The 24,736-nt window shown below is 28.6% G+C and carries 29 protein-coding genes and 1 pseudogene; 16 read left to right on the top strand and 14 right to left on the bottom strand.

Going from position 1 to position 24,736, the window contains the following annotated elements; genetic code table 11:
- Positions 1-43 precede the first annotated feature (43 nt).
- Positions 44-754 (top strand): class I SAM-dependent methyltransferase, encoded by a 711-nt coding sequence (locus FBF11_RS01255; protein ID WP_057096852.1) that lies wholly within the window; start codon positions 44-46, stop codon positions 752-754.
- A gap of 5 nt (positions 755-759) precedes the next feature.
- On the opposite strand, the gene FBF11_RS01250 is transcribed toward FBF11_RS01255, so the two are convergent.
- The 5 genes from FBF11_RS01250 to eptC are packed head-to-tail and all read right to left on the bottom strand — an operon-like array spanning position 760 to position 7,152.
- Positions 760-4,023 carry a type ISP restriction/modification enzyme gene (locus FBF11_RS01250; RefSeq protein WP_057096851.1) on the bottom strand — a complete coding sequence of 1,088 codons (3,264 nt, stop codon included), beginning with the start codon at positions 4,021-4,023 and terminating at the stop codon, positions 760-762.
- Between the two features lie 9 nt (positions 4,024-4,032).
- Positions 4,033-5,028 carry a dihydroorotase gene (gene pyrC, locus FBF11_RS01245; protein ID WP_052822828.1) on the bottom strand — a complete coding sequence of 332 codons (996 nt, stop codon included), beginning with the start codon at positions 5,026-5,028 and terminating at the stop codon, positions 4,033-4,035.
- Positions 5,029-5,036: 8 nt separating this feature from the next.
- Positions 5,037-5,264, bottom strand: a complete 228-nt coding sequence (locus FBF11_RS01240; RefSeq protein WP_002870142.1) for a replication/maintenance protein RepL — start codon at positions 5,262-5,264, stop codon at positions 5,037-5,039.
- Positions 5,261-5,617 (bottom strand): diacylglycerol kinase, encoded by a 357-nt coding sequence (locus tag FBF11_RS01235; protein ID WP_002859416.1) that lies wholly within the window; start codon positions 5,615-5,617, stop codon positions 5,261-5,263. Before FBF11_RS01235 ends, FBF11_RS01240 begins: the two co-directional genes overlap by 4 nt.
- A complete protein-coding gene (gene eptC, locus FBF11_RS01230) occupies positions 5,614-7,152 on the bottom strand; it encodes a lipid A/FlgG phosphoethanolamine transferase EptC (protein WP_057096850.1) in 1,539 nt (512 codons plus the stop codon). The genes FBF11_RS01235 and eptC overlap by 4 nt, the downstream gene beginning before the upstream one ends.
- A 117-nt stretch (positions 7,153-7,269) precedes the next feature.
- Here eptC and FBF11_RS01225 point away from each other — a divergent pair, with 117 nt between their 5' ends.
- Positions 7,270-8,028: an exodeoxyribonuclease III gene (locus FBF11_RS01225; protein WP_002867799.1), complete on the top strand. Its 759-nt coding sequence runs from the start codon at positions 7,270-7,272 to the stop codon at positions 8,026-8,028.
- A gap of 18 nt (positions 8,029-8,046) precedes the next feature.
- On the opposite strand, the gene FBF11_RS01220 is transcribed toward FBF11_RS01225, so the two are convergent.
- From FBF11_RS01220 to moaC, 3 genes are read right to left on the bottom strand one after another with little or no spacing between them, the layout of a single operon-like run.
- On the bottom strand, positions 8,047-9,207 hold the full coding sequence (locus tag FBF11_RS01220; RefSeq protein WP_079744467.1) for a hypothetical protein: 1,161 nt from the start codon (positions 9,205-9,207) through the stop codon (positions 8,047-8,049).
- Positions 9,197-9,460, bottom strand: a complete 264-nt coding sequence (locus tag FBF11_RS01215) for a DUF493 family protein (protein WP_002852023.1) — start codon at positions 9,458-9,460, stop codon at positions 9,197-9,199. The genes FBF11_RS01220 and FBF11_RS01215 overlap by 11 nt, the downstream gene beginning before the upstream one ends.
- Positions 9,438-9,911, bottom strand: a complete 474-nt coding sequence (moaC, locus tag FBF11_RS01210; protein ID WP_002851725.1) for a cyclic pyranopterin monophosphate synthase MoaC — start codon at positions 9,909-9,911, stop codon at positions 9,438-9,440. The genes FBF11_RS01215 and moaC overlap by 23 nt, the downstream gene beginning before the upstream one ends.
- Before the next feature lie 92 nt (positions 9,912-10,003).
- On the opposite strand from moaC, the gene FBF11_RS01205 reads away from it, so the two are divergent.
- Both FBF11_RS01205 and FBF11_RS01200 read left to right on the top strand, forming a co-directional pair.
- Positions 10,004-10,159, top strand: a complete 156-nt coding sequence (locus FBF11_RS01205) for a highly acidic protein (RefSeq protein ID WP_002851965.1) — start codon at positions 10,004-10,006, stop codon at positions 10,157-10,159.
- 2 nt (positions 10,160-10,161) lie between these two features.
- Positions 10,162-11,472, top strand: a complete 1,311-nt coding sequence (locus FBF11_RS01200; protein WP_052799307.1) for an MFS transporter — start codon at positions 10,162-10,164, stop codon at positions 11,470-11,472.
- Here FBF11_RS01200 and cheQ read toward each other — a convergent pair.
- Together cheQ and cheP are read right to left on the bottom strand one after the other, a co-directional pair.
- On the bottom strand, positions 11,441-11,920 hold the full coding sequence (cheQ, locus tag FBF11_RS01195) for a cheVAW transcriptional regulator CheQ (RefSeq protein WP_002851877.1): 480 nt from the start codon (positions 11,918-11,920) through the stop codon (positions 11,441-11,443). The two genes, FBF11_RS01200 and cheQ, sit on opposite strands and share 32 nt — an antisense overlap.
- 27 nt (positions 11,921-11,947) lie before the next feature.
- On the bottom strand, positions 11,948-12,805 hold the full coding sequence (gene cheP / locus FBF11_RS01190; protein WP_002851703.1) for a cheVAW transcriptional regulator CheP: 858 nt from the start codon (positions 12,803-12,805) through the stop codon (positions 11,948-11,950).
- 481 nt (positions 12,806-13,286) lie between these two features.
- Here cheP and FBF11_RS08615 point away from each other — a divergent pair.
- The 3 genes and pseudogenes from FBF11_RS08615 to FBF11_RS01175 all read left to right on the top strand — a co-directional run bounded on the left by FBF11_RS08615 (position 13,287) and on the right by FBF11_RS01175 (position 14,365).
- Positions 13,287-13,852 (top strand): annotated as a pseudogene (locus FBF11_RS08615) (FIST N-terminal domain-containing protein).
- Positions 13,828-13,974 (top strand): histidine kinase, encoded by a 147-nt coding sequence (locus FBF11_RS01180; protein WP_168977446.1) that lies wholly within the window; start codon positions 13,828-13,830, stop codon positions 13,972-13,974. Before FBF11_RS08615 ends, FBF11_RS01180 begins: the two are co-directional and overlap by 25 nt.
- Positions 13,975-14,164: 190 nt before the next feature.
- Positions 14,165-14,365 (top strand): hypothetical protein, encoded by a 201-nt coding sequence (locus FBF11_RS01175; RefSeq protein WP_227944531.1) that lies wholly within the window; start codon positions 14,165-14,167, stop codon positions 14,363-14,365.
- A 57-nt stretch (positions 14,366-14,422) separates the two neighbouring features.
- Here FBF11_RS01175 and rplT read toward each other — a convergent pair whose 3' ends face one another.
- A complete protein-coding gene (rplT, locus tag FBF11_RS01170; RefSeq protein WP_002851731.1) occupies positions 14,423-14,776 on the bottom strand; it encodes a 50S ribosomal protein L20 in 354 nt (117 codons plus the stop codon).
- 93 nt (positions 14,777-14,869) lie between these two features.
- Positions 14,870-15,061, bottom strand: coding sequence for a 50S ribosomal protein L35 (gene rpmI, locus FBF11_RS01165; protein WP_002777995.1), 192 nt, complete (start codon positions 15,059-15,061; stop codon positions 14,870-14,872).
- A 158-nt stretch (positions 15,062-15,219) separates the two neighbouring features.
- Here rpmI and FBF11_RS01160 point away from each other — a divergent pair, with 158 nt between their 5' ends.
- From FBF11_RS01160 to FBF11_RS01145, 4 genes are all read left to right on the top strand, one after another.
- On the top strand, positions 15,220-16,386 hold the full coding sequence (locus FBF11_RS01160; protein WP_002868387.1) for a hypothetical protein: 1,167 nt from the start codon (positions 15,220-15,222) through the stop codon (positions 16,384-16,386).
- A 136-nt stretch (positions 16,387-16,522) separates the two neighbouring features.
- Complete coding sequence (locus tag FBF11_RS01155; RefSeq protein ID WP_002868201.1) at positions 16,523-16,924, top strand: hemerythrin domain-containing protein; 402 nt, start codon at positions 16,523-16,525, stop codon at positions 16,922-16,924.
- 177 nt (positions 16,925-17,101) lie between these two features.
- Positions 17,102-18,283 (top strand): NifS family cysteine desulfurase, encoded by a 1,182-nt coding sequence (locus tag FBF11_RS01150; RefSeq protein WP_057096848.1) that lies wholly within the window; start codon positions 17,102-17,104, stop codon positions 18,281-18,283.
- Positions 18,284-18,292: 9 nt separating this feature from the next.
- Complete coding sequence (locus FBF11_RS01145) at positions 18,293-19,264, top strand: iron-sulfur cluster assembly scaffold protein NifU (protein ID WP_002840050.1); 972 nt, start codon at positions 18,293-18,295, stop codon at positions 19,262-19,264.
- 22 nt (positions 19,265-19,286) lie between these two features.
- Here the strand turns inward: FBF11_RS01145 and FBF11_RS01140 are convergent, their stop codons facing one another.
- Complete coding sequence (locus FBF11_RS01140; RefSeq protein ID WP_002859402.1) at positions 19,287-21,170, bottom strand: mechanosensitive ion channel family protein; 1,884 nt, start codon at positions 21,168-21,170, stop codon at positions 19,287-19,289.
- The gene (locus FBF11_RS01135; protein WP_002859401.1) at positions 21,167-21,802 is read right to left on the bottom strand and encodes a carbonic anhydrase; all 636 of its coding nucleotides are present in this window, start codon (positions 21,800-21,802) and stop codon (positions 21,167-21,169) included. Before FBF11_RS01135 ends, FBF11_RS01140 begins: the two co-directional genes overlap by 4 nt.
- Positions 21,803-21,961: 159 nt before the next feature.
- On the opposite strand from FBF11_RS01135, the gene FBF11_RS01130 reads away from it, so the two are divergent.
- The 5 genes from FBF11_RS01130 to FBF11_RS01110 all read left to right on the top strand — a co-directional run bounded on the left by FBF11_RS01130 (position 21,962) and on the right by FBF11_RS01110 (position 24,727).
- On the top strand, positions 21,962-22,657 hold the full coding sequence (locus FBF11_RS01130) for a Bax inhibitor-1/YccA family protein (RefSeq protein ID WP_002851668.1): 696 nt from the start codon (positions 21,962-21,964) through the stop codon (positions 22,655-22,657).
- A 103-nt stretch (positions 22,658-22,760) separates the two neighbouring features.
- Positions 22,761-23,132: a preprotein translocase subunit SecG gene (gene secG, locus FBF11_RS01125; RefSeq protein WP_002873227.1), complete on the top strand. Its 372-nt coding sequence runs from the start codon at positions 22,761-22,763 to the stop codon at positions 23,130-23,132.
- A gap of 9 nt (positions 23,133-23,141) precedes the next feature.
- Entirely contained in the window at positions 23,142-23,705 is a 564-nt protein-coding gene (frr, locus tag FBF11_RS01120; protein WP_079264024.1) for a ribosome recycling factor, read from the top strand.
- 2 nt (positions 23,706-23,707) lie between these two features.
- Positions 23,708-24,316: an orotate phosphoribosyltransferase gene (gene pyrE / locus FBF11_RS01115; protein ID WP_002873225.1), complete on the top strand. Its 609-nt coding sequence runs from the start codon at positions 23,708-23,710 to the stop codon at positions 24,314-24,316.
- Positions 24,317-24,727, top strand: coding sequence for an RDD family protein (locus tag FBF11_RS01110; RefSeq protein ID WP_002851998.1), 411 nt, complete (start codon positions 24,317-24,319; stop codon positions 24,725-24,727). It begins immediately after the preceding gene.
- Positions 24,728-24,736: the final 9 nt, after the last annotated feature.

The following is a 24,736-nucleotide window of genomic DNA, read 5'->3' as shown; positions in this document are numbered from 1 at the left end:
AAAATTTATGCTATGATTTTGTATATTTTATCAAGGAAAATATATGAATTTATGGGATAAAAAGGCTAAAACTTACGCAAGATATCAAAACACTTTAAACACCATACAAAAGCAAACTTTTGAATATTTACAAAATTTAAAGATTTCTTTTCAAGATAAAAGCATTATAGATATAGGATGTGGAACTGGGGTTTGGACTTTACACTTAGCTAAAGAAGCTAAAGAAATTTTAGCTCTAGATAGTGCAAATGTTATGCTTGAAATTTTACAAGAAGATGCAAAAACTCATGCCATATCAAATGTAAAAACCCTGAATTTAGACTTTGAAAGCTTTTATAAAAATAATAACGCAAAATTTGACTTAGCCTTTTTAAGTATGTCTCCTGCTTTACAAAATGAAAAAGACTATAAAGCTTTTTTAAACTTAGCTTCTAAAAAAGTGTATTTGGGCTGGGCAAGTAGGCGTAAAAGTAGCTTTTTAGATCCTATATTTGAGCATTTTAACACGCATTTTAAAGGTTTTTATGAAAGTGATTTGCAAGGTTTTTTAAATACACAAAATATCCCTTATGAGTATGAAATTTTTAACGAAACTAGAGTGGTAAAAAGAGACAAACAAAGTGCGGTAGAAAATGCTTTGTGGCATTTAAGTATGAATGGTATTAATACAAACAAACAAGAGTTAGAAAGCTTTGTAAAAGATGAAATAGAAGAGATTATAGAAGCTAAGATAAAACTTTTAATCATTAGCTAGTTATACTAGCTAAGATTGATTTTTGAAATTTCATCTTGAATTTTTAAAGTTTCATCTAAAGTTTGTATGATCAAGGTAAAATGCTTATGATCTATGTCTTCTTCTTTGTGGCTTTTTAAGTATTTATCTAGCACAGCATAACCACCTATTTTAAACTCATAAATTTCAGGACTTACTTTATTAAAATACAAACTTTCGTTTATAAAAAGTTCTTTTGCGTCTTTGTTGTATTTGATTTTTTGTATTTTGAAATTTTTATTTTTGATACTTTTAAATAAAGCTTCACCCGCATTTGAATTTAACTCACCATTTTTTAATAAATGTAAATTTACAAGTTTTAAGCCTAGTTTGCTTAAATTTTTAAAAATTTTTTTATTTTCTACAAAAGGAATTTTTGGAAAATCAATTTTTAAAAAATCAAGGTATTTTTCTCTATAAATTTTATGAAAAAGCACCGCATAAATATAGCCTAGTATGTCTTCTGGTGAGAATTTTTCTTTGTAAAGCTCATCTATGAAAGTTCTAAAGCTTTCTTTGAAATTTTCTATTTTTGAGGTGAAATTTTCTTCGTTAAAATTTGGATTTTCTTTTTTTAGGAATTTTTTACTTCTAGTTGTAGGGTAAAGATAAAGCGGGAAGATCTGTTCTCCACCTCTTCGATAAAAATTTAAATCTGTAATTTTATCTGTGCAAAAAACTATATCAAAAATATCACTTCCAATGGCACTAAATTGTCTCCCAATCATTAATCCTATATTTTCATTTTCTAAAAAATGCTCAAAAATATCATAAACAGGACGAGCCATAAACCCGCAATTTTTACCAGTATAACAAGTATATTTAAAATCAAAAGGGCGATAATTAACTTTGTATATAGAATTTTCAAATATTATGTTTTTAATGTCTCTTATAGCCCATTCAAGTTTCCAGCCACCGCTATCTTCACCAATATCATAAATTTTATATAGATCATCTTTAGTTTTTGTATTAAAGTCTTTAAGTAGTTGCATTAGATTTTCTTTTTTATTATGAAAAACTATATTATCTCTTTTTGAGCAAATTCCTACACCTGATACCATAAAAATATCTTTTACACTTATGCCTTTGTTGTATTCTTCTAACAAGTCATTATTTTGTGGTAAGAAAAGATAAAAAGGCTCGTTGTTTTTTACCAAAGTCCATTTTATAGAATTTAAGTTATTTTCATATAAAAATTCGTATTTATCTTTTCTTTTGCCGTATAAATCATGATAATAAATCTTTGTATTTTTAGCTTTTGAATTTTGTTTTATAAAGATATTTATACTTACTCCTTGCATGATATCAAAGACATTATCATCTTTGCTTCCATCAGGAGCTTTTTCTTTTTTTCTAGTATCGCCGTGTAAATTTAGTATATAAATTTTATCAAAGCTTTGCATTAGAGAATATCTCATACCTCTAAAGGTAGGATTATCTAAAAAGCTATTATTTGAAATAAAAGCAAAAATTCCATTTTCTTGAGAGTCGATTTTACTTTGTGCAAAGCGTATGAATTTTACATAATCATCTAAAAGCCATTTTGGATTTTTTTCATTTTCTAGTTTGTGTTTTTCATATATGGCTTTAAAAGTTTTTGTATTTTGCTTTGTTTTTTCTTGAAAATATAAATTTATATATTCTTTTTGCTCTTTGCTAAGATTTGCTTTGCTTGGTTCTAAACCATAGCTTATTTTGATCTCATCTTCGTATAAACCTTTGTTACTACTTGCTCCACTATAAGGCGGATTGCCTGTGATGATTAGAATTTGTTCTTCTTTTATTTTTTGTGCTTTTTTAAATTCGTTGGTTAAATCAGCAAGCGTAAAAAGTGTATTTTGTGAATTTTCTTCTTGGGTTATGCTTTTTGAATATAGGGTGTTTGTTAGAGCTATTTTAAGACTTTCATTATCATTTAATGGAGAGTTAAATTCTTCTTTGAAGCTTTGAGAAAGTTTTAAGTGTGCTATGGTGTAAGGGGCTATTAAAAATTCAAAACCACAAAATTTGTCTATCAAAGCTTTTGGATTGTAATTAACGCTATTTTTATTTATAGGTTCTAAAGCTTTTCTAAAAGCTTCAAGTAAAAAGGTGCCAGTGCCTGTGGCAAAATCAAGCAAGGTTATATTTTTATCTAAAGCTTCGCTTAAGCCTTTTTTGTGATTGAAATCTTGTTTTAAAGCTTCATCTATGGCATTTATGATGAAAATTACTACAGGCGCAGGAGTATAATACACTCCCCTTACTTCTCTAAGCTTTGGATCATAGCTTGCTAAAAATGTTTCATAAAAGTGCAAATAAGGATCTTTGTGAGTAGATAAAATAGTAAGACAATTAAATAAGTCTTTCTCGCCTGTTTTGTTTAATTCTTTAATAATGCTTGTAATGTCTATGTGATTTATAATGCTTATGATTTCTTCTAAAAGCCATTTTATATTTTCTAAATTTTCAAAACTATCATCTAAAAATCCACTCATAGAACGGATTAATGGAAATGATTTTGGTATGAATTTTTTAGCATTGTTTAGATCTATTTCTTTTGCGGTATCATTATTTAATTTTGCTAAGAATAAGCTATAAGTTAAAGTTTGCGCAAAAGAATCGCAAAATTCTTCATAGGATAATTCTTTATAAAGTGTTTCTTTAAAGGTGTTAAATAAACTTAATAAAGTTTCATTTTTGCTTGATAATAAAAGCTCATCTTTTAAAATTCTTGTTCTTAGGCTTAGATGGTTTGCAAAATCTAAAGCTGAATTTATGGGATTTGGGATTTTAGAAAAAAATATGCTAAAAAGTTCGTTTAACTCTTGTGTTTTAGTATCTAGTAAAGATTGATTTTTAACAATGCTTTTAATCTCATCAAGAGAGCAAATTTTTACTTCTTTACAAATGATAATTTCATTTTTATCATTTAAACTTAATAATATAAATCTTAAATAATCTGTGAGAATGATATTTGGGCTTAATTTTGTGTATTTTAAAATTTGATCACTTGTTATGATGTTATCAAGATTTGCATTTACTCTTTTGTTTTCTATGTAACCTAGTGTTAAAAAATCTTTTGTAATCAAAAAATCCGGAGCACCTCTACCTTCTTTGTCGTTATTTGGTTCTTGTTTGATAGAGATTTTATTTTGCTTGTCTTGATTATCTTTTATAGCTTGCAATAAATTTTGCAAAGCTGTTCTATGTGTGTGTTCTTTATCGTTTGTAGAAATATCTTTTATGTTTTCTAGATAAGCTTTTAGCATTAATTTCCTTTAATTTGCGACTTTGAAATTTAAAGTTTTCCCTGCCATAAATGGCACTACATCGCCGTATTTTTGCGCTACTTGCCATTCTTGTTTTTCTAAGATGACGATTTTATCTTTTTCAAATTTAAGATTATGGATTTTGCAAGCATTATCTGAAATAAATTTTTGTAAATTTGTTTCATTTGAATGTTTTTCAAAAAGTTCAACTAATACAGGTAAAATCACCGGTGCGCTAAAAACTCCAGCCGCACAACCACAACATTCTTTAGTGTGCAATGGATGAGGCGCGCTATCGCTTCCAAACATAGCCTTTTCATAGCCACTAAAAGCAAGCTCACATAAAGCGTCTTTATCTTCATAGCGTTTTGCAATAGGCTTGCAAAATAAATGCGGATCCATTTTACCACCCACTACATCATCAAGCGTTATCATTAAATGATGCAAAGTGATAGTTGCGTATAAATTTTCATAATCTTTTAATAAACCACACAAAACCTTAGTGGTAATATGCTCCATTACAATTTTTAATTTTGGAAAGTTTTTAGCTAATTTTTCATATATTTTGGCAAAATTTGCTTCTCTATCCATGACAAAATCATTGGTTTCTCCATGCACAAGTAAGGGTATGTTTAATTCGCTCATAGTAATTAATGTAGGTTTTAACTTTTCTATATCAAAACTTGAAATTCCATTATCTGAGTTGGTAGTGATACCTGCAGGATAAAGTTTGATAGCAAAAAGCTCGTCTTTAGCTTTTTCTAAAAATTGCTCATCATAGTCTTTGAAAAATAAAGTCATCAAAGGCGTAAAATCTTCATTTTTACATGCTTTTAAAATGCGTTCTTTATAAGCTTTTAATACATCTATTTCAGTAAGCGGGGTGATTAAATTTGGCATGATAACCCCTGCCTTAAAGTCTTTTGCACTAAAAGGAGCTACAAGCGCAAGCATACTTTCATCACGTAAATGTAAATGCGTATCCAAAGGGTTTTTAAGTTTCATTTTATCTCCTATATTTTTAGCTGATAAAATCCATTTTTAAGACGCTTAAAAAGCTTTTTTTCTTCTAAAAATTTAAAAGTAGCGATGATAGTGGGCTTGCTTTGGTTTAATTTTTCTTCAAGCTCACTGATTTTAATCATAATAAAACCATTTTCATCGGCATTTTCGCATAAAAATTTTAACAATTCAAAACGCTTTTTTCCCAAAATTTCTTGTATTAATTTTTCAAATTTCATAAGTAAATGCTATATAAAATAAAACTCCAAACAAAAAGAGCTAAAAGCACACTAAAAAACACTGCCGTACTCGCACAATCTTTAGCAATTTTTGCCTTTTCATGCCATTCATTTGTAATCAAATCAACACAAGCTTCAATAGCCGAATTTAAAGCCTCTATAATTAAAATAAGCATTAAAACACTTACCAATAATAAATGCTCCAAAAAACTAACTTTTAAGAAAAAACTAAAAACTATCGCAGGGATAATAATACAAAGTTCAATTCTAAACGCCATTTCATTTTTAAATAAAGCAAAAATCCCTTCTAAAGCATATCTTGCATTATTTAAAAAATGATATTTAGGCTTCATGGATTTGCCTTAAGTTTAGGATTTAATAAATCATATTCTGGCTCATAAACACTTGTTTTTACATCAAAATATCCTAAAAGAGTACTAAAAAGATTATCTTGAGAAAGTTTTAAACCTTTATGCTCTTTAGCTAAATTCATTAATTTTTCATCATTGCTCCAAAAAATAGCAGGAATACGGGTTTGATAACTTGGCGCTATAGCATAAGGCATACCATGAAGATAAATATTATTTTCACCCAAACTTTCACCATGATCTGAAAGATAAAACAAAGAACTTTTATAGCTTTTTTGCTCTTTTAATAGTTTTATAATCTCACTTAAAAGATAATCTGTATAAAGTAAAGTATTGTCATAAGTGTTGATTAAAGCCTCGCTATCACATTTTGAAAGCTCATTAGTATCACAAGTTGGAGTGAATTTTTTAAATTCACTTGGATAGCGTTTATAATAAGTTGGCCCATGAGAACCTTGCAAATGAAGAACTATTATATTTTGATCACTTAAATGATTTAATTTTTCTTTAAAAGGGGCGAGTAAATTTTCATCCAAATCACTAGAAAGCTTTTGCTTATAAGCTAATCTATCACAAACCCCTTTACAACCACCAGAATTATTATCAAACCATACAGCATCTACACCTGTTTTATAAAGCACATCCATCGCATTTTCTTGAAATTCTGAACTTGAATAATTTTCACGCTTAGAAATAGAAAACATACAAGGTAAACTTACCGCTGTTGCTGTTCCACATGATGAAAAATTATCAAAAAACACTACATTATCTTTTTTGGTATAAAAATTGGTATCATTTTTAGCATATCCACCCAAAGAGTAATTTGCCGCTCTAGCGGTTTCACCCACTACCAAAACTAAAAGTTTTTTAGTGTGATTGTTTTCTCTATAAGCATCATTAGCTATAGTTTTAAATTCTGGCTTAGCTTTTACAAAACGAACATAATAGCGATATACGGCATAAATTTGATAAAAAGGGGTATTATACATTCTTATTTCATTATAGTTTCTAAAAAAAGGCAAGAAAGTTTTACTTAAAGGGATTAAAACCGCACAAACAACAATCAAACCTGATATTATATTGATAATTTTAATTTTTAGATGGGATTTAAAACTACCATAATAATCAATTTTTACTTTAACAACATAAAAAACCAACAATAAAGCCAAAACAACAAATAAGATTAATTTTAAATTTAACAAATCTTTTACTTCTTTGATATCTGTTTGAACAATATTTTGTATCATATCAGAATCTATAAGCACCCCATAAAAACTAATAAAGTAAACACTTAAAAAAGATGATATTATAAATAATATAGAAAAAAATTTAGTAAAAAACTTTATAAAAAGCAAAGAGCAAATCACGTGAACAAGGGCAAAATAGGCCACAATAAAAACAAAAGTTATAAGCCAGTTTTGTGTATTTTTTTCATACACAAAATAAAATAAATTAAAATTCAACAATACAATCATCAAAGAATTAAAAAAAGTAAACTGAAGCCAAGTTAATCTAAGCATATAAATCCCACCTCCAAATTTAAGCTTTTAATTTTATTGAATTTTTTTAAATAGATTGTAGTTTTAAATCTTTTTATGTTATGATTTACACTTTTAATGAAAATTTTAAGGAAAATAATGAAACTACTTTCATGGAATGTCAATGGCTTAAGAGCTATTTGTGATAAAAATGCACTTGATTGGATAGCACAAGAACAAATTGATTTTATAGGTTTTCAAGAAATCAAAGCACATGAAGATAAATTTCCTAAAAAAATTTATGAATATCCTTTTAAACACATGTATTTTAATTCTGCTAAAAGAGCGGGGTATTCTGGGGTAATGAGTCTTTGTAATTTTAATAGCGAAGTAAAAAAATGCGAATTTTTTGATGATGAAGAAGGTAGGGTTTTAGAACACCGCTTTAAAAATATTGCACTTTTTAATATCTATTTTCCAAATGGTCAAAAAGATGAAGAGCGTTTAAATTTTAAGATGAAATTTTATGCAGATTTTTTAGTGTATTTGGATAAGCTTTTAAAGGATGGATTTGAAATTATCATTTGCGGCGATGTCAATACCGCTCATAAAGAAATCGATCTTACTCATCCAAAAGCCAATGCCAACACTTCAGGTTTTTTACCTATAGAAAGAGCTTGGATTGATGATTTGCTAAAGCTTGGTTTTATAGATACTTTTAGAGAAATTAATGGTGAAATCAAAGAAAAATACTCGTGGTGGAGCTATAGAATGAAAGCAAGAGAAAGAAATGTAGGCTGGAGGATTGATTATTTTTTCATTTCAAAGGGTTTAAAAGATAAACTTAAAAACGCTTTCATAAGAGATGATATTTTTGGCTCTGATCACGCACCTGTAGGTATAGAAATAGATATTTAATATCCCAAAAATGGGATATTATTTTTTAACGAATTTTTTTGCTTTTTCCCAAAGTCTTACACCGAGCTTTTTAGCTTTTTTGGAATTTAAATCTTTGTATTTTTCACTAGCAATTTTTTCTAATTCAAAAATTTCTTGTTTAAAACGATTTAATTTTCTTTGAGTAAGTTTGTTAAAATCATTAATCTTTGGATTTTTCTTAATATCATTTAAAACTAATATTAGTTGCTCTCTGCTTTCACCTGCAAGACGTCTAAATTTAGCAAAAAGATTATCAAGTTCATGTTCTAGCAAATTCTCAACTATACTCTTACAAGGATCATTTTGTAATTGAATCTCTTTTTTTAAAAGAGCAATAAAATCATCTTCTATACCTATTAGTTCTTTGCTTTTTAAACTAACATCTTCTTCAAAATTTGTATAAGTTAATGAAGCTTTAAATTTTTCCATTGCCAAAACAATACCATCCCTTGTGCCTTTAATCACGCCTAAACAAAGATCTTTTGCATAAGCCATAGATTCATTAGCTATTTCAAAAGCGGTATTTAAAATAATACTTGAAATTTTTAAAATTCTTTCTTTTTCAAAATGAGCTTCACAAATGGCATTATATACAAGATTTTTAGCTATTTCACTACTTGTAAGTTCTATATCTTCAGCCTTTTCTAATGTAGTTAAAAAAGCACTTTCAGCAGTTTCTTTTAAAATTCCAAGCATTTCTATATCAAATAAAATAGCATCATTTAAACCGCCACTAAATTCATCACAAAAAGAACATTCTTGTAAAATATTCTCGAATTCAAAAAAATTATCGCTGATTTGATTTTTAATCAAATTCTTTTGATTTTCAATCTGTTTGTTTAATAATTCAGCTTCGCTAATATACTCATAAAGTGAATTTTGAGCATCTACAATACTCGCCTTAACCAAAGCTTTGATAACCTTTGTAACATTTTCATCATCAAAAAAATCAAGTTTTTTCAAAATAGTTAAAAATTCAACCAAAAGAGAATTTAAAACTTTTTTTGTTTCATGAGGATTATGTGAAATTTGCTTATACGCAAGATTAAAACTCAAGTCTTCAAGTAAATCACTTGCTTCATCTTTACCGAGATTTGATAAAGAATTTTCAAAAATAATTAAAGTATTTTTCATTTTTCCTTCTTTCTTAAAGTACAAATTTTGCTTTAGCTTTTAATTTATCAAATATATCCAAACGATCTTTTTTGCTATCAACATAAACATTTAACAAATAACTTTGATATTTTCCACTCGCACTTGAATTCGAATGTTTAAATTTATATTCTCTTTGACCTAAAATTTCTTCAAAAATTTCACTTGCCTTAACATGCACCTCAAAAATCACCTTATAATCCCAAAAAGTAGGATAATTGATCTGAGGTTCTTTTTTAAGATCGCACAAATTTACCACTTTTACCTCCTTCTTTGCTTTCAAGCACTATATCCGTAATTCTCATTGATTTATCTATAGCCTTGATCATATCATATATAGTTAAAAGTCCTATACTAACTCCACTTAAAGCTTCCATTTCAACACCTGTTTTACCTTCACACTTAACTGTTACAATAAGCTTAAATGCACATTCTTTAACAAATTCCACAATATTAGTTTCAACTTTAGAAAGCATCAAAGGATGGCACATAGGAATAATTTCACTTGTTTTTTTAACCCCCATTATAGCCGCAACAATAGCTGTTTGAAGAACAGGACCTTTTTTTGCGGTATTGTTTTTAATTACATCAAAAGCTTCTTGACTCATATATATTATACCACTAGCTGTGGCTATTCTTAAAGTAATATTTTTATCGCTTACATCTACCATTTTAGGATGATTTTTTTCATCTAAATGACTTAATTTCATAAATTCACCTTTTAAAAAATTATAAAAATTATAGCAAAACCAAACAAATTTAAGATAAAATAAGCTTTGTATTTTTATTTAAGGAGAAAACAATGGCTTATGAAGATGAAGAAGATTTAAATTACGATGATTATGAAAACGAAGATGAAGAATATCCACAAAATCACCATAAAAATTATAATTACGATGATGATGATTATGAATACGATGATGATAACAATGATGATGATTTTTATGAGATGGATTAAGAATGAGCAAAACCCTTAACCAAAAAGATATAAAAGTTTTAGGACTTTCATCATTAGGTGGAACTTTAGAATTTTATGATTTTATTATTTTTGTATTTTTTGCAAATTATATTTCAACAAACTTTTTTCCAAAAGATTTAAGTAGTTTTTGGCAAATGTTTAATACTTATGGAATATTTGCAGCTGGATATTTAGCACGTCCTTTAGGGGGTGTGATACTGGCACATTTTGGAGATAAATTTGGACGCAAAAGAATGTTTATGATTAGTATTTTGTTAATGGTTATTCCAACTTTTACTCTAGCTTTTATTCCAAATTATGAAAGTATAGGTTTTCTTTGTATTGTGCTTTTAGTTTTTATACGCATTTGTCAAGGTATAGCTATAGGCGGGGAACTCCCTGGAGCTTGGGTTTTTATATACGAACACGCACCACAAGGTCAAAAAAGAACTTATTTGGGAATTTTAACCGCTTCGGTTGTAGGTGGAATTTTATTAGGTAGTTTAGTTTTTTTAATTATGAATAAAATTTATACCCAAGAAGAACTTCATGAATGGGCTTGGAGAATTCCATTCTTTTTAGGTGGAATTTTTGGGATTATTTCTGCTTATTTGAGAAAATTTTTAAGAGAAACTCCTGTTTTTGAACAAATGAAAAAAGACAAGGCTTTAGAAAAATTTCCTTTAAAAGAAGTGTTTAAAAAAGCTAAAATGGGAATTGTTCTTTCTATGATGATTACTTGGGTTTTGACAGGTTGTATTGTTGTAATGATTTTGCTTATGCCTAGTTATATGGCAAAAATACTTCAAATTAATACTTCTATACAAACCTATCTTCAAATAGGTGGAATTTTGCTTATTTGCCTAGGGTGTATTATAAGTGGAATTTTAGCGGATAAAATAGGCGTTATTAAATCTTGTGTATTTTTTAGTGTTTTTTTTGGAATTGCAAGCTTGCTTTATTTTAATACTTTATATAGACAAAATGCTGATTTTAACCTAGTAGCTTGCTTATATTTACTTGTATGTTTTTTTAGCGGAGTGATGAATTTTTGCCCTTTAATAATGAGTGAAGTATTTGATGCAAAAATTAAATTTTCAGGACTTTCTTTTTCATATAATATTGCTTATGCTATAGCTGGAGGTTTAACTCCGCAACTTGCTTTTTTCTTGCATAGTTTTGCCTTAAATAATTTAAGTAATTTTTGGCGTTTTTCTTTGGGACTTTATGTTTTCTTTTTGGCTATTATAGCTTTGCTATGTGCATTTATTTTTTCTTATCTTAATAATACCCAACGCACATACTCTCAGTGATTTTAATACGCTTTTCAAAAGGAGCTGGGCTAAAAAAATGGCATTTTTCTATATAAATATGCTGATGATAATTTAGCCCTAAAAAATCATAAAATTTTTTTAAATTAACAAATTTAATCCCACAAATTTCCTTAAGCTCTAAAAGTTTATAAATAGAAGAATTATTTTTTTCCACTAAATGAGAGGGAGCTAATCCAGTAAAAGAACAAAAAGCACTTGCCAATACAAAACCATTTAAACCACTACATTGCCTTAAAGCTTGCTGATGTTTTTCTAAAATGCAATTTCTATGCAAAAATATAATTCTTGTTCCTTGATATCTACCTATTTCTGCATTTTTCCAAAATTTATAAGCATTTTTTGAAATTCCAGCAAAACGATGAAATTCAGCGTTTAAAATATAGTGATCTAAAAATTCATTAGGAGGTAAGATTAAACTTTTCATCACTACAATTTAGAGCCTTAAAAAGGCTCTTTAATCTTCTTTGTTTAAATTTTCCTTAGCTTTGTTAGGAAGCTTAGATAAAAGATTGTTTAAATCAAAATTAATTCCTTGAGTTTTTGCCTCTTTAAGTAAAGCAACTGCAGCTTTTGCGTTAAATGGAGAAGAACCATCATGCGGAGCAAAAAGATGATCTGTTATTGCTAAAGCATAAGCGGATTTTTTCACTTTTTCGCGAGCAGCATGAGGAGTGCGAACAAAACATATACTTTCAATCAAAACATCATCAAAATTCCAACGATGTAACAAAAATCCCAAGAAAGAAATATGATCTACGCCTAAAAATTCATTCTCCGCTAAAGCAAGATTTTCATTTTTATTTAAAAAAGCTAAAAAATCCTTATCCTTATGATTTTGTATAAGAAAATTTGAAAAAATAACAATACCAAGCCTTAAAAGCATTGCACAAGGAACTAAAAGATGAGAAAGTTTTTTATCTTCATCATTAAGCCAATTTGCGATAAAAGTTGCCTCTTCATTGCACGTTTTTAAAAAATTTTGAGTATTTAAACCATAAGGTGAAACGTCTATTTTAAAATTATCTCTAATGGAGTCAGCCATAACTATATTGATGATATTACCAACGCCTAATAAAGTAATCACTTGATTTATGGTTGTAATTTCTCTTGTAAAACCATAATAAGGAGAATTTGCTAATTGCAAAAGCTTAGCCGTCATCAACGGATCGCTTGAAATGATTTCAGCAACTTTCATAGTTTCTATATTTGAATTAGCCTCGCTCACATATTTTCTTAACTTACTTACAGTATCAGGTAAAGGTGGCAATACTTCAACGCTTTTTAATAAAAGCTCATTCATATCTCCAATCATATTTAATTTATCCTTAATTAATATTATTATAATTTGCAATTATATCTAAATTTTAATTTACTTATTGCATTTTTTATGACTTAAGGTATAATAAAAATTACAAATAAATGTCGAATTTATGGTGTCTTGATTTAGTTAACTAGTAATTAAAAAATAGTTTTAATGGAGTAAAATTGATGTTTTTTTAATTTTAAAAATAAAAGCTCAACAAAAAAAGAAGAAGTAAAAAAGTTTTAGAAGCTCTATATCTTCAATAAAATGAACTTGAAGAAAAATTAAAAAAAATAAACATCAAGCCAAAATTAATTATAGGCTTTGTGTCAATCAACTTAATCTAGCGATCATAGGAAATAAGATTCAAAATTCTATAAATGAGCAATGTAATATCATCTTAAGCAGTGCTACTGATTTATTATGCAACCTTGATTCTAACTCAAACATTGAAAACAGTCCTTATAAACAAAATATCCAAGGAATAAGCTTGATACTTTTTAGTGAAGATATGATAGAAAATCTTTGCACAAATAAAATCAAGCTTTTTAGTGACATAAAAGATTATACAGAAAGAAAAAAACTGATAGAAAAAGAAGTTTTATTTATAAATATACCTTTTGAAGCACACTGCATAAATACTTTGCATTATTTAATTTATGATGGTTTAAGTCAAAGCGAAAGTTCTCTTTTAGAACTTTTGTACAAACACAACCCCTATCCTTGTGCTTTAGTAGGGGGTGGGTCTAGCGGAAACATGGACTTTAGCGGAGCATTTATATTTTATAACGGAGAAATATTAAAAATCAAGCTTTAAGCATACATGTTCAATTTAAACCTAAATACCGTTTTAATTTAATGAAGTCTCAAAATTTCAATCCTCAAAGCAATATTACCTTTACCATACTTGATGTAAGCTTATATGATAAAACCGTACGCGAATTTATTAATAAAAAACCTTTCAATCCATCAACGCGGTTGAAGCTTTATGTAATTATTTTAACTGCACTTTTGAAGAACTTAAAAATAAAATGCAAGAATATACTTTTGCTTTAAAAATTGGAGAAGACTATCTTATTTCCCCTATGGAAATCAACCCAAATAAAACATTATTTAGTTATTGTGATGTAGAAAGCGCTCAGGAATTAAGCTTGCTTAAAAAAACAAAATTTTATTGAAGCTATAAAAAAAGATTATGAAAAATTTTCTCTTAATAAACCAAAACCACTAGGAGCAATTTTTAACGATTGTATCTTAAGAAGACTTCACAACAAAGAACATTTAAATCAAATCCATTTTAATGATTTTCCCATAGTTGGTTTTTCTAGTTTTGGAGAAATTTATGGAGCGGGAATTGCAAAAAGTTTAGTGGCAATATTTTTTTATGAAGTTGAAAATTTTAATGATTTCAAACCTAGATATTTAAAAACTTTCATACAAAAATACAGTGATTTTAAATACTATTATCTTAATATAAAAGGTCAAAAACTAGAAATGACAAATGAGATTAATAAAATAATCTTAAATCAACTCAAATGTTATGAAGATGTTCTAGCTAAATTAAATTAATACTAAAAAATTAAGAATTTCAAGAATCAAAAACCTTGAAATTCTTACACTAAAAAATTAAAGTGCTTTTTTTGCGGCCTCTGCAATTTTTGCAAAAGCAGCAGCATCATTCATAGCTAAATCTGCTAGAATTTTTCTATCAAGTTCAATACCTGCTTTTTTAAGACCATTGATAAATCTTGAATAACTTAAATCATTGAGTCTACAAGCAGCATTGATACGCACAATCCAAAGACGGCGGAAGTCTCTTTTTTTACGGCGTCTATCACGATAAGCATAGACTAGACTTCTTTCTAATTGTTCTTTTGCTTTTCTAAAATGTTTGCGTCGTCCACTATAAAAACCACGCGCTAATTTTAAAACTTTTTTATGTCTGCGGCGTCTAACAACACCTGTTTTTACTCTTGCCATTTTTATTTCCTTTCATAAAGTGGCGTCCAAATTTGGAGCTTGCCCTTGAAATTTTATCTCAGAGGGGAGTTTGAATGACTTTTAGTCAAAAACTTAAATTCCTAGCATTTTTTCAACAGCTTTTACATTTGTGCTATGCACATATTTAGCTGTGCGAAGATCACGCATTCTTTTTGCAGGTTTTTTAGTCAAAATATGACTTCTAAAAGCTGAGCCTCTTTTGATTTTATTTTTACCTACTTTGAAGCGTTTAACTGCGCTTTTAACGCTTTTCATCTTTGGCATACGCTTTCCTTATTTAGATAAATTTTTATTTTTCAAACTTTAAAAGAAAAGATAAATACTATCAAATTTTTTCTAATTTTTGACTGAATTTAATTTTTAAAAAACTTGGCACACATTTTGCTTATAAAAAAATCAGCAATATTTTGGAAAGATTTAAAATGACTATAAATTTGGCAAATCCATATCAAAATTTAACCTTATCTAATCCTTTGCAGAATAGCTCTGCTCTAAATTTGATTAAAGATAGCAAAGCCTTAGATCAAAAAGGAAATGAAAATAGCTTAGAACAATTAAGTTATATTTTTAATAATATCACTTATGCTAGTGAATTTGGATTTAGAATCAATGAAGAAGGTTTTTTTGATAAAGATTTAAATAAAATTGCAAATATACCAGAATCTTATGATATCAACATTAAAAGCGTTAGAAGCATAGCGAAAGAACTCGCAAAACAAGATGAAAATTTAAACTACAATAAAATTGATCTACCTTATCTTTTAAATAGCTATCATAGTTCATTAAAATCTATAAATTCAGAATTTTTACAAGATGATAATGCTTATTTAAGTCGCGATCTTATTTCAAAACTATCATCAGGTTTTTCAACAGATAATGGAGAATTTTTAGGCCAAATTTCAAGAATTTACAACAATCAAGAAGAAATTGATTTGGCATTAAGTAATATCACAAATTTAAATACTTTAATGTTAGATAATAAAATAACTAATTTTCACTTTGATAAAGCCATAGAAAACACTTCTTCTAATGAAATTTTAAAACCTTATTTAACTAAAAATGCAGAAGTATCAAAATCTGGTCTTTTAATGAATTTTATCTACCATGATATAAAAACTCAAAACGAAAAAGAATTTAACTTTTTTATGAAACCTGCCACTTTAGAACTAAGCTCTCATCAAAATTTACAAAAAATTCTCAAGGGCGAAACAGATATAGAAGATTACATCAAAAAAGAAAATGAAAAAAAGATGAGTTTTGATCTTTATCTTTATGTGAATGGCGTAGATAAAAAAACAAGTACTCAAGATAAACTATCTGTATTTTTTCAACAATATATTAACTACCAAAAAGATATGGATTTAAGAGAATTTGCAAATTCAAGTTCAATATTTCAAATTTATATCGATCAAAATCGCAATGATTTTGATGCTCTTAAAAAACAATATCAAAACCAAAGTCAAGATACGCAAAGATTAGAAGAAGCAAATCAACTACGTTCTAGCTCTATAGAAAATTTTTTAGATCGTCGTCAAAAACAAGCAAATATAAATAAAATTTTAAACTCTTATATGTCTGTGATGGTTTAAAATAATTTTTTAAAAAATATATAAATTATAAATACTTTAATAATAATAATTTTTATATAATTAATTAATAAAATTTTAAGTATTATAGCATTATAATCCGCTCTCGAAAAATATAAATATAAAAGTACTCAAAACCATGATTTATAATGAAAAAATTATTTCAATGAATAATGATCTTTTAGATCATCAACATAAAGAACTTTTTGAAATTTCTAAAAAACTCTCTTTAATGAACCAATGTCATATTGGAACAAAAGAATTAAAAATTGTCTTAAGAGAGTTGTTGATAATGATCAATAGACATTTTTCAGATGAAGAAGCCTTTATGAGAAAAATAGAATATCCTTATATCAACCATCATACAAGAATTCACAGAAAAATTATCTTAGAAATTGAAGAAATTATCATCAGTGAAGCTAAATTTGTAAATATAATGACCGAAAAATTAAATCTCGTTGTTCAAGATTTTATCTTTAAACATACAGCCAAAGAAGATTCAAAAATAGTAAAGTATTACGAAGAAAAATTTAAGAAATAGTATTTCTCATTTTTGCTATATAAAATTCACAAAATATTTCACTTTAAAATTTTACTTTAGCATTTTATTTTTGTTATAATTTTTAACCTAATTTTTATAAATTTTTGTTATTATCCGTTTTTAAATAAAGATAAAAAATATCCTAATTAAAATTAAGGATAAATTAAGGATTTTAAAGTGAAAGTATATTTAGATAACAACGCAACGACAATGCTTGATCCTAATGCTTATGAGTTGATGCTACCTTTTTTAAAGGATATGTATGGAAATCCAAATAGCCTTCATCAATATGGTAGCGCAACACATCCTGCCTTAAGAGAAGCTTTGGATAAACTTTATGCAGGACTTGGAGCAAATGACCTAGATGACATAGTTGTAACCTCCTGTGCGACAGAAAGCATTAACTGGGTGCTTAAGGGTGTGTATTTTGATCATATTTTAGATAAAGAACGCAATGAAGTGATTATTTCTAGTGTAGAACACCCTGCTGTTACTGCTGCTGCTTATTTTTTAAAAAGTCTTGGAGTAAAAGTTATAGAACTTCCTGTAAACGAAGAAGGGGTTTCTACTGTAGAAGATTTGCGTAAAGTGATTAGCGATAAAACAGCACTTGTAAGTGTTATGTGGGCAAATAATGAAACAGGTATGATTTTTGATATTAAAGCGATGGCAGAACTTGCGCATGAATTTGGTGCTCTTTTTCATACAGATGCTACTCAAGCAGTAGGTAAAATAAAGGTTAATTTAACTCAAGTAGGAGTTGATTTTGCTTCATTTTCGGCACATAAATTTCATGGACCAAAGGGTGTGGGTGGACTTTTTATAAAAAAAGGACTTAAACTTACTCCACTTTTACACGGTGGAGAACACATGGGTGGTCGTAGAAGCGGAACTTTAAATGTGCCTTACATAGTGGCTATAGGCGAGGCTTTGCGTATTGCAAATACTATGCTTGATTTTGAAGATTCTCATATACGCCGTTTAAGAGATAAACTAGAAGATCAAATTTTGGCCTTGCCCGATACAACAGTGGTTGGAAAAAGGGAACACCGTGTGCCTAATACAATCTTAGCAAGTATTAAAGGTGTTGAAGGCGAAGCAATGCTTTGGGATTTAAATAAAAATGGTATAGCTGCAAGTACGGGCTCAGCCTGTGCAAGTGAAGCTTTAGAAAGCAATCCTATTATGGAAGCTATCGGTGCGGAGCATGATTTAGCGCATACAGCTTTAAGGCTTTCTTTGTCACGTTTTAACACTGAAGAAGAAATTGATTATGCAGCAAAACAAATTAAAAATGCAACACAGAGATTAAGAGCAATTTCTTGTACTTATGCTTATAATCCAAATAATTACAAATAAGGATGAAAAATGGGAAAAAATAGTTTAATTGGTGGATCCATTTGGGATGAGTATTCACAAAAAGTTCAAGATAGAATGAATAATCCTCAACATATGGGAGAATTTAGTGAAGAAGATGCTAAAGCACGCAATGCAAAATTGATCGTAGCTGATTTTGGTGCAGAAAGTTGTGGCGATGCAGTAAGACTTTTTTGGCTTGTAGATGAAAAAACTGATAAAATTATCGATGCAAAATTTAAAAGTTTTGGTTGTGGTACAGCTATAGCAAGTAGTGATACTATGGTGGATCTTTGTATAGGAAAAACTGTAGATGAAGCAGTAAAAATCACAAATTTAGATGTGGAATTTGCTATGCGTGATAATCCAGAAACTCCAGCTGTTCCACCTCAAAAAATGCACTGTTCGGTTATGGCTTATGATGTAATCAAACAAGCAGCAGCGCATTATAAAGGTATAAGTCCTGAAGATTTTGAAGATCAAATTATAGTTTGCGAGTGCGCTAGGGTAAGTCTTGGAACTATTAAAGAAGTGATTAAACTTAATGATTTGCATAGCGTAGAAGAAATCACACAATACACTAAAGCGGGTGCTTTTTGTAAATCCTGTATCAAACCAGGCGGACATGAAAAAAGAGATTATTACCTTGTAGATATTTTAGCTGAAACTAGAGCTGAAATAGATAGAGAAAAACTCAAAAATACAATGAAAAGTGATGTAGCTTTTGATGAAATGACCGTAGTGGGACAATTAAAAGCAGTTGAAAGTGTTTTAGATGCTGAAATTCGCCCTATGCTTCATAATGATGGCGGAGATTTGGAAGTGATTGATATACAAAAGGCTGAAGGTGCAGCAATTGATGTTTATATTCGTTATCTTGGTGCTTGTAGTGGTTGTTCTAGTGGAAGTGGTGCAACACTTTATGCTATTGAAACAATTTTACAAGAAGAATTAAGTCCAAATATACGCGTTATGCCGGTTTAAAAAATAGCAAGATAAAATCTTGCTATTTTATAGCTTTTGCTTGCAAATCAAGGGGTGGTAAATTTTCTATATAAATACTACGACTTGGGAAAGCAAAGGTTAAACCATTTTTTTCAATTATACGCATAAACTCAAGCATTAAACTTTGTCTAGCTTCTCTAAAATCTTTTCCACCTATTTCTTTGATATAAAAATAAAGCTCTATATTAATACTACTATCTGCAAATTCGCTTAAAGCCACATAACAAGCATTTTTATAGCCTTCTAAATCATTAATAGATACAAGATTTTGACGATATTTTGTTGTATGATCGCCATATTTTAATGCGCTATCCTCATCGTGAGCTACTAAATCACTTGTATGTAAAAATTCTCTTAAATCTTTTACACATTGTTCTAGTTTTTCAGGAGTAGCATCATAACCAACACCCAAATACATTCTAACATGGCGACCCATGCGTCTTTTGCTCCAATTTTTGATATTAGCTCCCATAATAGTTGAATTTGGTAAAAATACAAGACAATTATCAAAAGTTCTAATAGTAGTTTTTCTAAGTCCTGTTTCAACCACGGTTCCTTCTATGCCTGAAACCTCTACCCAATCTCCTTGATTAAAGCTATTATCAAAAAGTAAGAGTATAGAAGCAAAGAAATTTGCAATGATATCTTTCGCCGCTAAAGCAACAGCTAAACCACCAATTCCCAAAGATGCAATAATAGCCGAAATATTAAAACCAAGTTGAGCAAGAATATATAATAAAGCTATGATAATAATGACAAAATATAAAATTTTAATAATTAAATTTACAACTTCTTTTTTTCCACTTTTTTGAGCAAGTTTAGAAACCAATACCACGCCATAACCATCAAGCATTCTTAAAATAAGCCATGCAATTAAAACTGCATAAACTATATGAAAAAAATTACTTAAATTTACACTCAAAGGTGCAGGATAAGTTGCTATAGTAAGACAAAGAGAAATAGCATAGACAATCAACAAGAAGCCTACAGGTTTTTTAATATTCTCAATAAAAATGACTTTAATATCATCTACATCATTTTTATTTCTATAAAAAAACTGAACAAGGAAAAAATATACTATATTTGCAAAAAAACGTCTTAAAGATATAAAAAATACTAAAACCAAAGCAGAAATTACTATTTTTCCGATATTAACAAAACTTACCCCAATTGCCTCATTTATACGATCTATCCAAACTTGAAGCTCGAGTAATGAAAAAATATAATTACTTTCAAGCAAATCTGCATTTGAGCGTAAATACTTAAGAATTTCAGAATAAGAATCTACAGCATTACTGATATATCTTTCTTTTAGGGTAATTTTTTCTAATTCTTCTGAATTTGTAATTTTGCTTTTAAAACTATCTAAATTAACATTAGAAGAATTTTGTAAATTTTCCATTGCCTTATCAACAGTAGCAATCAAATCTTCACTGCTTGCTGTATTTTTAAAAAGTTTTTCCACTTCAAACAAAGAAGAATAAAAACTTTCCACAATATTAAAATAAACTAGATTAAGAGTGGCATCTGTATAAATATAAGGCTTATTAATATTCTTTTTTTGAACATCTAGTAATTTTTCTTTTGCTTTTAAAAATCTAGCCACTGCCTCTTCATTAATCTTTTGTCCTACTATCATATCGGGTATTTTTGCTAAAATAGTCTTTTTGTCTTTTTCAAATTCACTTAAAATACCATTAAAAGTGCTTGAATTTTCATCATTGTTTTTCTTAAATTCTTTAATTTGATTGTTAAGATCAACATATTTTTCAACTAAAGCATAAATTCCTTCATCCTCTTTACTAATATTTGCATCAATAAATTTAAATTCTTGTGCTCCAAGGTATAAAATAAAAAAACATAAACTAAAAATAATTTTCTTCATTGAACTTTCCTATCCTGTATTAAAGTAAAAATTTTTGCTTTAAAATCATACTCATAAATTTCACCTGTCTCTATAATATAATACCAAGCATGTACTTCTATTTTTCCTTCATCTAAAGCTTCTTGCACGCCTGGATAAGTAAGTATATTTTGCAAAGAATTTACTAAATTTAATTTTTCTGTAAGCCATGAACGCATAGCCAAATCGTCTCTTGCAAAAATCATCACATCTTTTTTTATCGGATCTAACATAGTAAGCCATTTTTTCACGTTAGGAATTTTATTTAACTCTTCATCAGAATAATAAAGAGCATTGCAACCTCCACAATTACTATGGCCACAAACGACGATATTTTTAATATGCAATGAATTTAAAGCATACTCTATTGCTGAAGTTGTCGCTAAGTAATCTTCCCCAATGCGATAAGGTGGAACTATATTTGCAATATTTCGTATTACAAAAAGCTCACCTGGACCCGTATTGGTGATCAAATTTGGAATTACTCTAGAATCAGAACAACCTATAAAAAGAGTATGGGGATTTTGCTTATTTTTTAGACTTTCAAAAAGTTCTTCATGCTCCTTAAAGTCTTCTTGCATAAACTTAATCGCACCACTAATAAGATTTTCCATAAAACCAACCTGAAACTAAAATCTTGAAATTATAACAAAATTTCAGCAAAGATTTCATTTAAGCATAAGATATTATATAAATTAACTTTTTATTTAGTCTAATATGTTAGATTTCGCTCAAGATTTTAAAAAATCTAACAATTTTGCAAGGAGAATTTTATGAGTCTTTATGATAGAGACTACTCAAGATCAAAAGAATTTGAAAATACACGCTCAAGCGAATTAAGTATTTTTATTAAACAAACTTATCAACTTTTTGCTGCTTCATTATTAGCTGCAACAGTAGGTGCGTATGTAGGAATTTTTGCTTTAGCATCATTTTTTATACAATCACAAGTAACTTTTTGGATCCTTTTTGCTGTTGAAATCGGACTTTTATTTGCTTTGCAATGGAAAAAAAGAGAAGCTCCATTAAATCTTGTTTTACTTTTTGGTTTTACTTTCTGCTCAGGTTTAACGCTTACACCTTTGCTTATTTCAGTGTTAGCTCTACCAGCTGGAGGAATTATCATCGCTCAAGCTTTTGCTTTAACAACAGTTGCTTTTGCAGGACTTAGTGTATTTGCTATGAATACAAAAAAAGATTTTACTGTTATGGGTAAAGCTTTATTTATAGTATTAATCGTTATTGTAGCAGCATCTTTACTAAACCTTTTCTTCCAAAGCAGTATAGTTAATCTAGCTATTTCAGCAGTAGCTGCAATATTATTTTCATTTTACATTCTTTATGATACGCAAAATATTATCCGCGGAAATTATGAAACTCCAATCGAAGGTGCAGTAGCACTTTATCTTGATTTTGTTAATCTTTTCGTATCTTTACTTAATATCTTAAGAAGCTTCAATAGCAGATAAATTTTTGTGGGATTTTTCTCACAAAAACTTTTCAAGTTTCAAAACTTTTCAAGTTTTATTTAGCTAAAATAATCATTTAAAAATTAACTTTTAGGAATTTTCAATGATCACTCTTTTAATCATTTTACAATTTATCATCGTTGTAGTTATTTGTATAGCAGTTTTACTTCAAAAAAGTTCAAGTATAGGACTTGGAGCTTATAGTGGAAGCAATGAAAGTTTATTTGGCGCCAAAGGACCAGCTGGATTTTTGGCAAAATTTACCTTTGTTATGGGAATTTTACTTATTGCAAATACTATTGGTCTTGGTTATTTATACAATAAAGCTAGCAAAGACTCTCTAGCAGAGAAAATTAAAGTAGAAAACAACAATACTACTATTCCAAGTGCTCCTATTGTGCCTGCTACCCCAAACACAAATTCTATCGCTCCAAGTGCACCACAACTTCCAAGCAATGTTAATTCAAGTAAATAATTAAAGGAAATGATAATGCTAAATGAAATTTTTAACAAACAAAAAACCCAAAGTGAAAAATCTTTAGAAGCCTTAAAAAAAGACTTCACCACTTTAAGAACTGGAAAAGTTAATACCCATATTTTAGATCATATTACAGTGGATTATTACGGAACTCAAACTCCTTTAAATCAAGTAGCAACTGTTTTAGCAAGTGATGCTTCAACTATTAGCATCACTCCTTGGGAAAAACCTTTACTAAAAACCATAGAAAGCGCTATTGCAGCTGCAAATATCGGTGTAAATCCAAACAATGACGGCGAAAGTGTAAAATTATTTTTCCCTCCGATGACTAGAGAGCAAAGAGAAGAAAACGTAAAGCAAGCTAAAGCTATGGGTGAAAAGGCAAAAGTTTCTATAAGAAATATACGCAAAGATGCCAATGATGCAGTTAAAAAACTAGAAAAAGATAAGGCAATAAGCGAAGATGAAGCAAAAAAAGCTTATGATGAAGTGCAAAAACTTACCGACGCCTATACAACAAAAATTGATGAGAGTGTAAAAAGTAAAGAAAGTGAACTTTTAAAGGTTTAACGATGAATTTAGAGCAAATTTATAAAGATTGTGGTGCTTATTTAGAAGGCCATTTTTTACTAAGTTCAGGTAAACATTCGCAATTTTATCTTCAAAGTGCAAAAGTTTTAGAGAATCCAAAATTAGCAGCAAAACTTTGTAATGAACTTGCAAAGATTATTGCAAGCTATAAGATAGAATTTGATAGCATTTGTTCTCCTGCTTTAGGTGGAATTTTAGCAGGTTATGAGCTTGCGAGAGCTTGTAGTAAACGTTTTATCTTCACTGAAAGAGTAAATAAAGAAATGACTTTAAGACGTGGTTTTGAGGTGAAAAAGGGTGAAAAATTTATAATTTGTGAAGATATCATTACTACAGGTGGTAGTGCTTTAGAGAGTGCAAAAATCATTGAAAGTTTAGGTGGTATTGTTGTAGGTTTTGCAGCATTGGCAAATCGTGGTTTTTGTGCAGTAGAAAATTTAAAATCTCCAAGAAAAGATAATGCGAAATTACCTGAAAATTTACCACTCTTTACTCTAGGAAATTTTGAATTTGAAATTTATAATGAAACAAATTGTCCACTTTGTAAAAAAGGGAGTAAAGCTATAAAACCAGGAAGTCGTGGAAATTAAATGAAAACTAAAGCAAAAATTAGCTCTAGATGGCTAAGATTTAGAGCTTTGCTTATAGATATTTTTCTTATTTATGTTCCTATTTTGTATTTATTTTATTTTCTATTAGGCTCTAAAGAAGCTTTTTTAAACAACCATTTTATCACAACTTTATGTACTTTTTTATTTGGTTTGATTCAAGCTATTTTTTTAACAAAAAAGGCACAAAGCCCAGGTCTTAAAGCATATGATTTATATCTTATTGATATAAAAACGGGAAAGAAACTAAGTTTTCTTAGAATTTTACTAAGATATGTGATATTTATTATAAGTTTTGGCTTACTCTTTGGTTTATTTGTCAGTTTTGTAAGAAAAGATCGTTTAAATTTACACGATATTTTAACTCAAAGTTGTATAGCTACTAAAGCATAAAGAAAGGTT

The sequence above is a fragment of the Campylobacter sp. CFSAN093224 genome, from assembly GCF_012897395.1.
Classification (GTDB): Bacteria; Campylobacterota; Campylobacteria; order Campylobacterales; family Campylobacteraceae; genus Campylobacter_D; species Campylobacter_D jejuni.
This window is presented reverse-complemented; position numbering and strand designations above follow the sequence as displayed.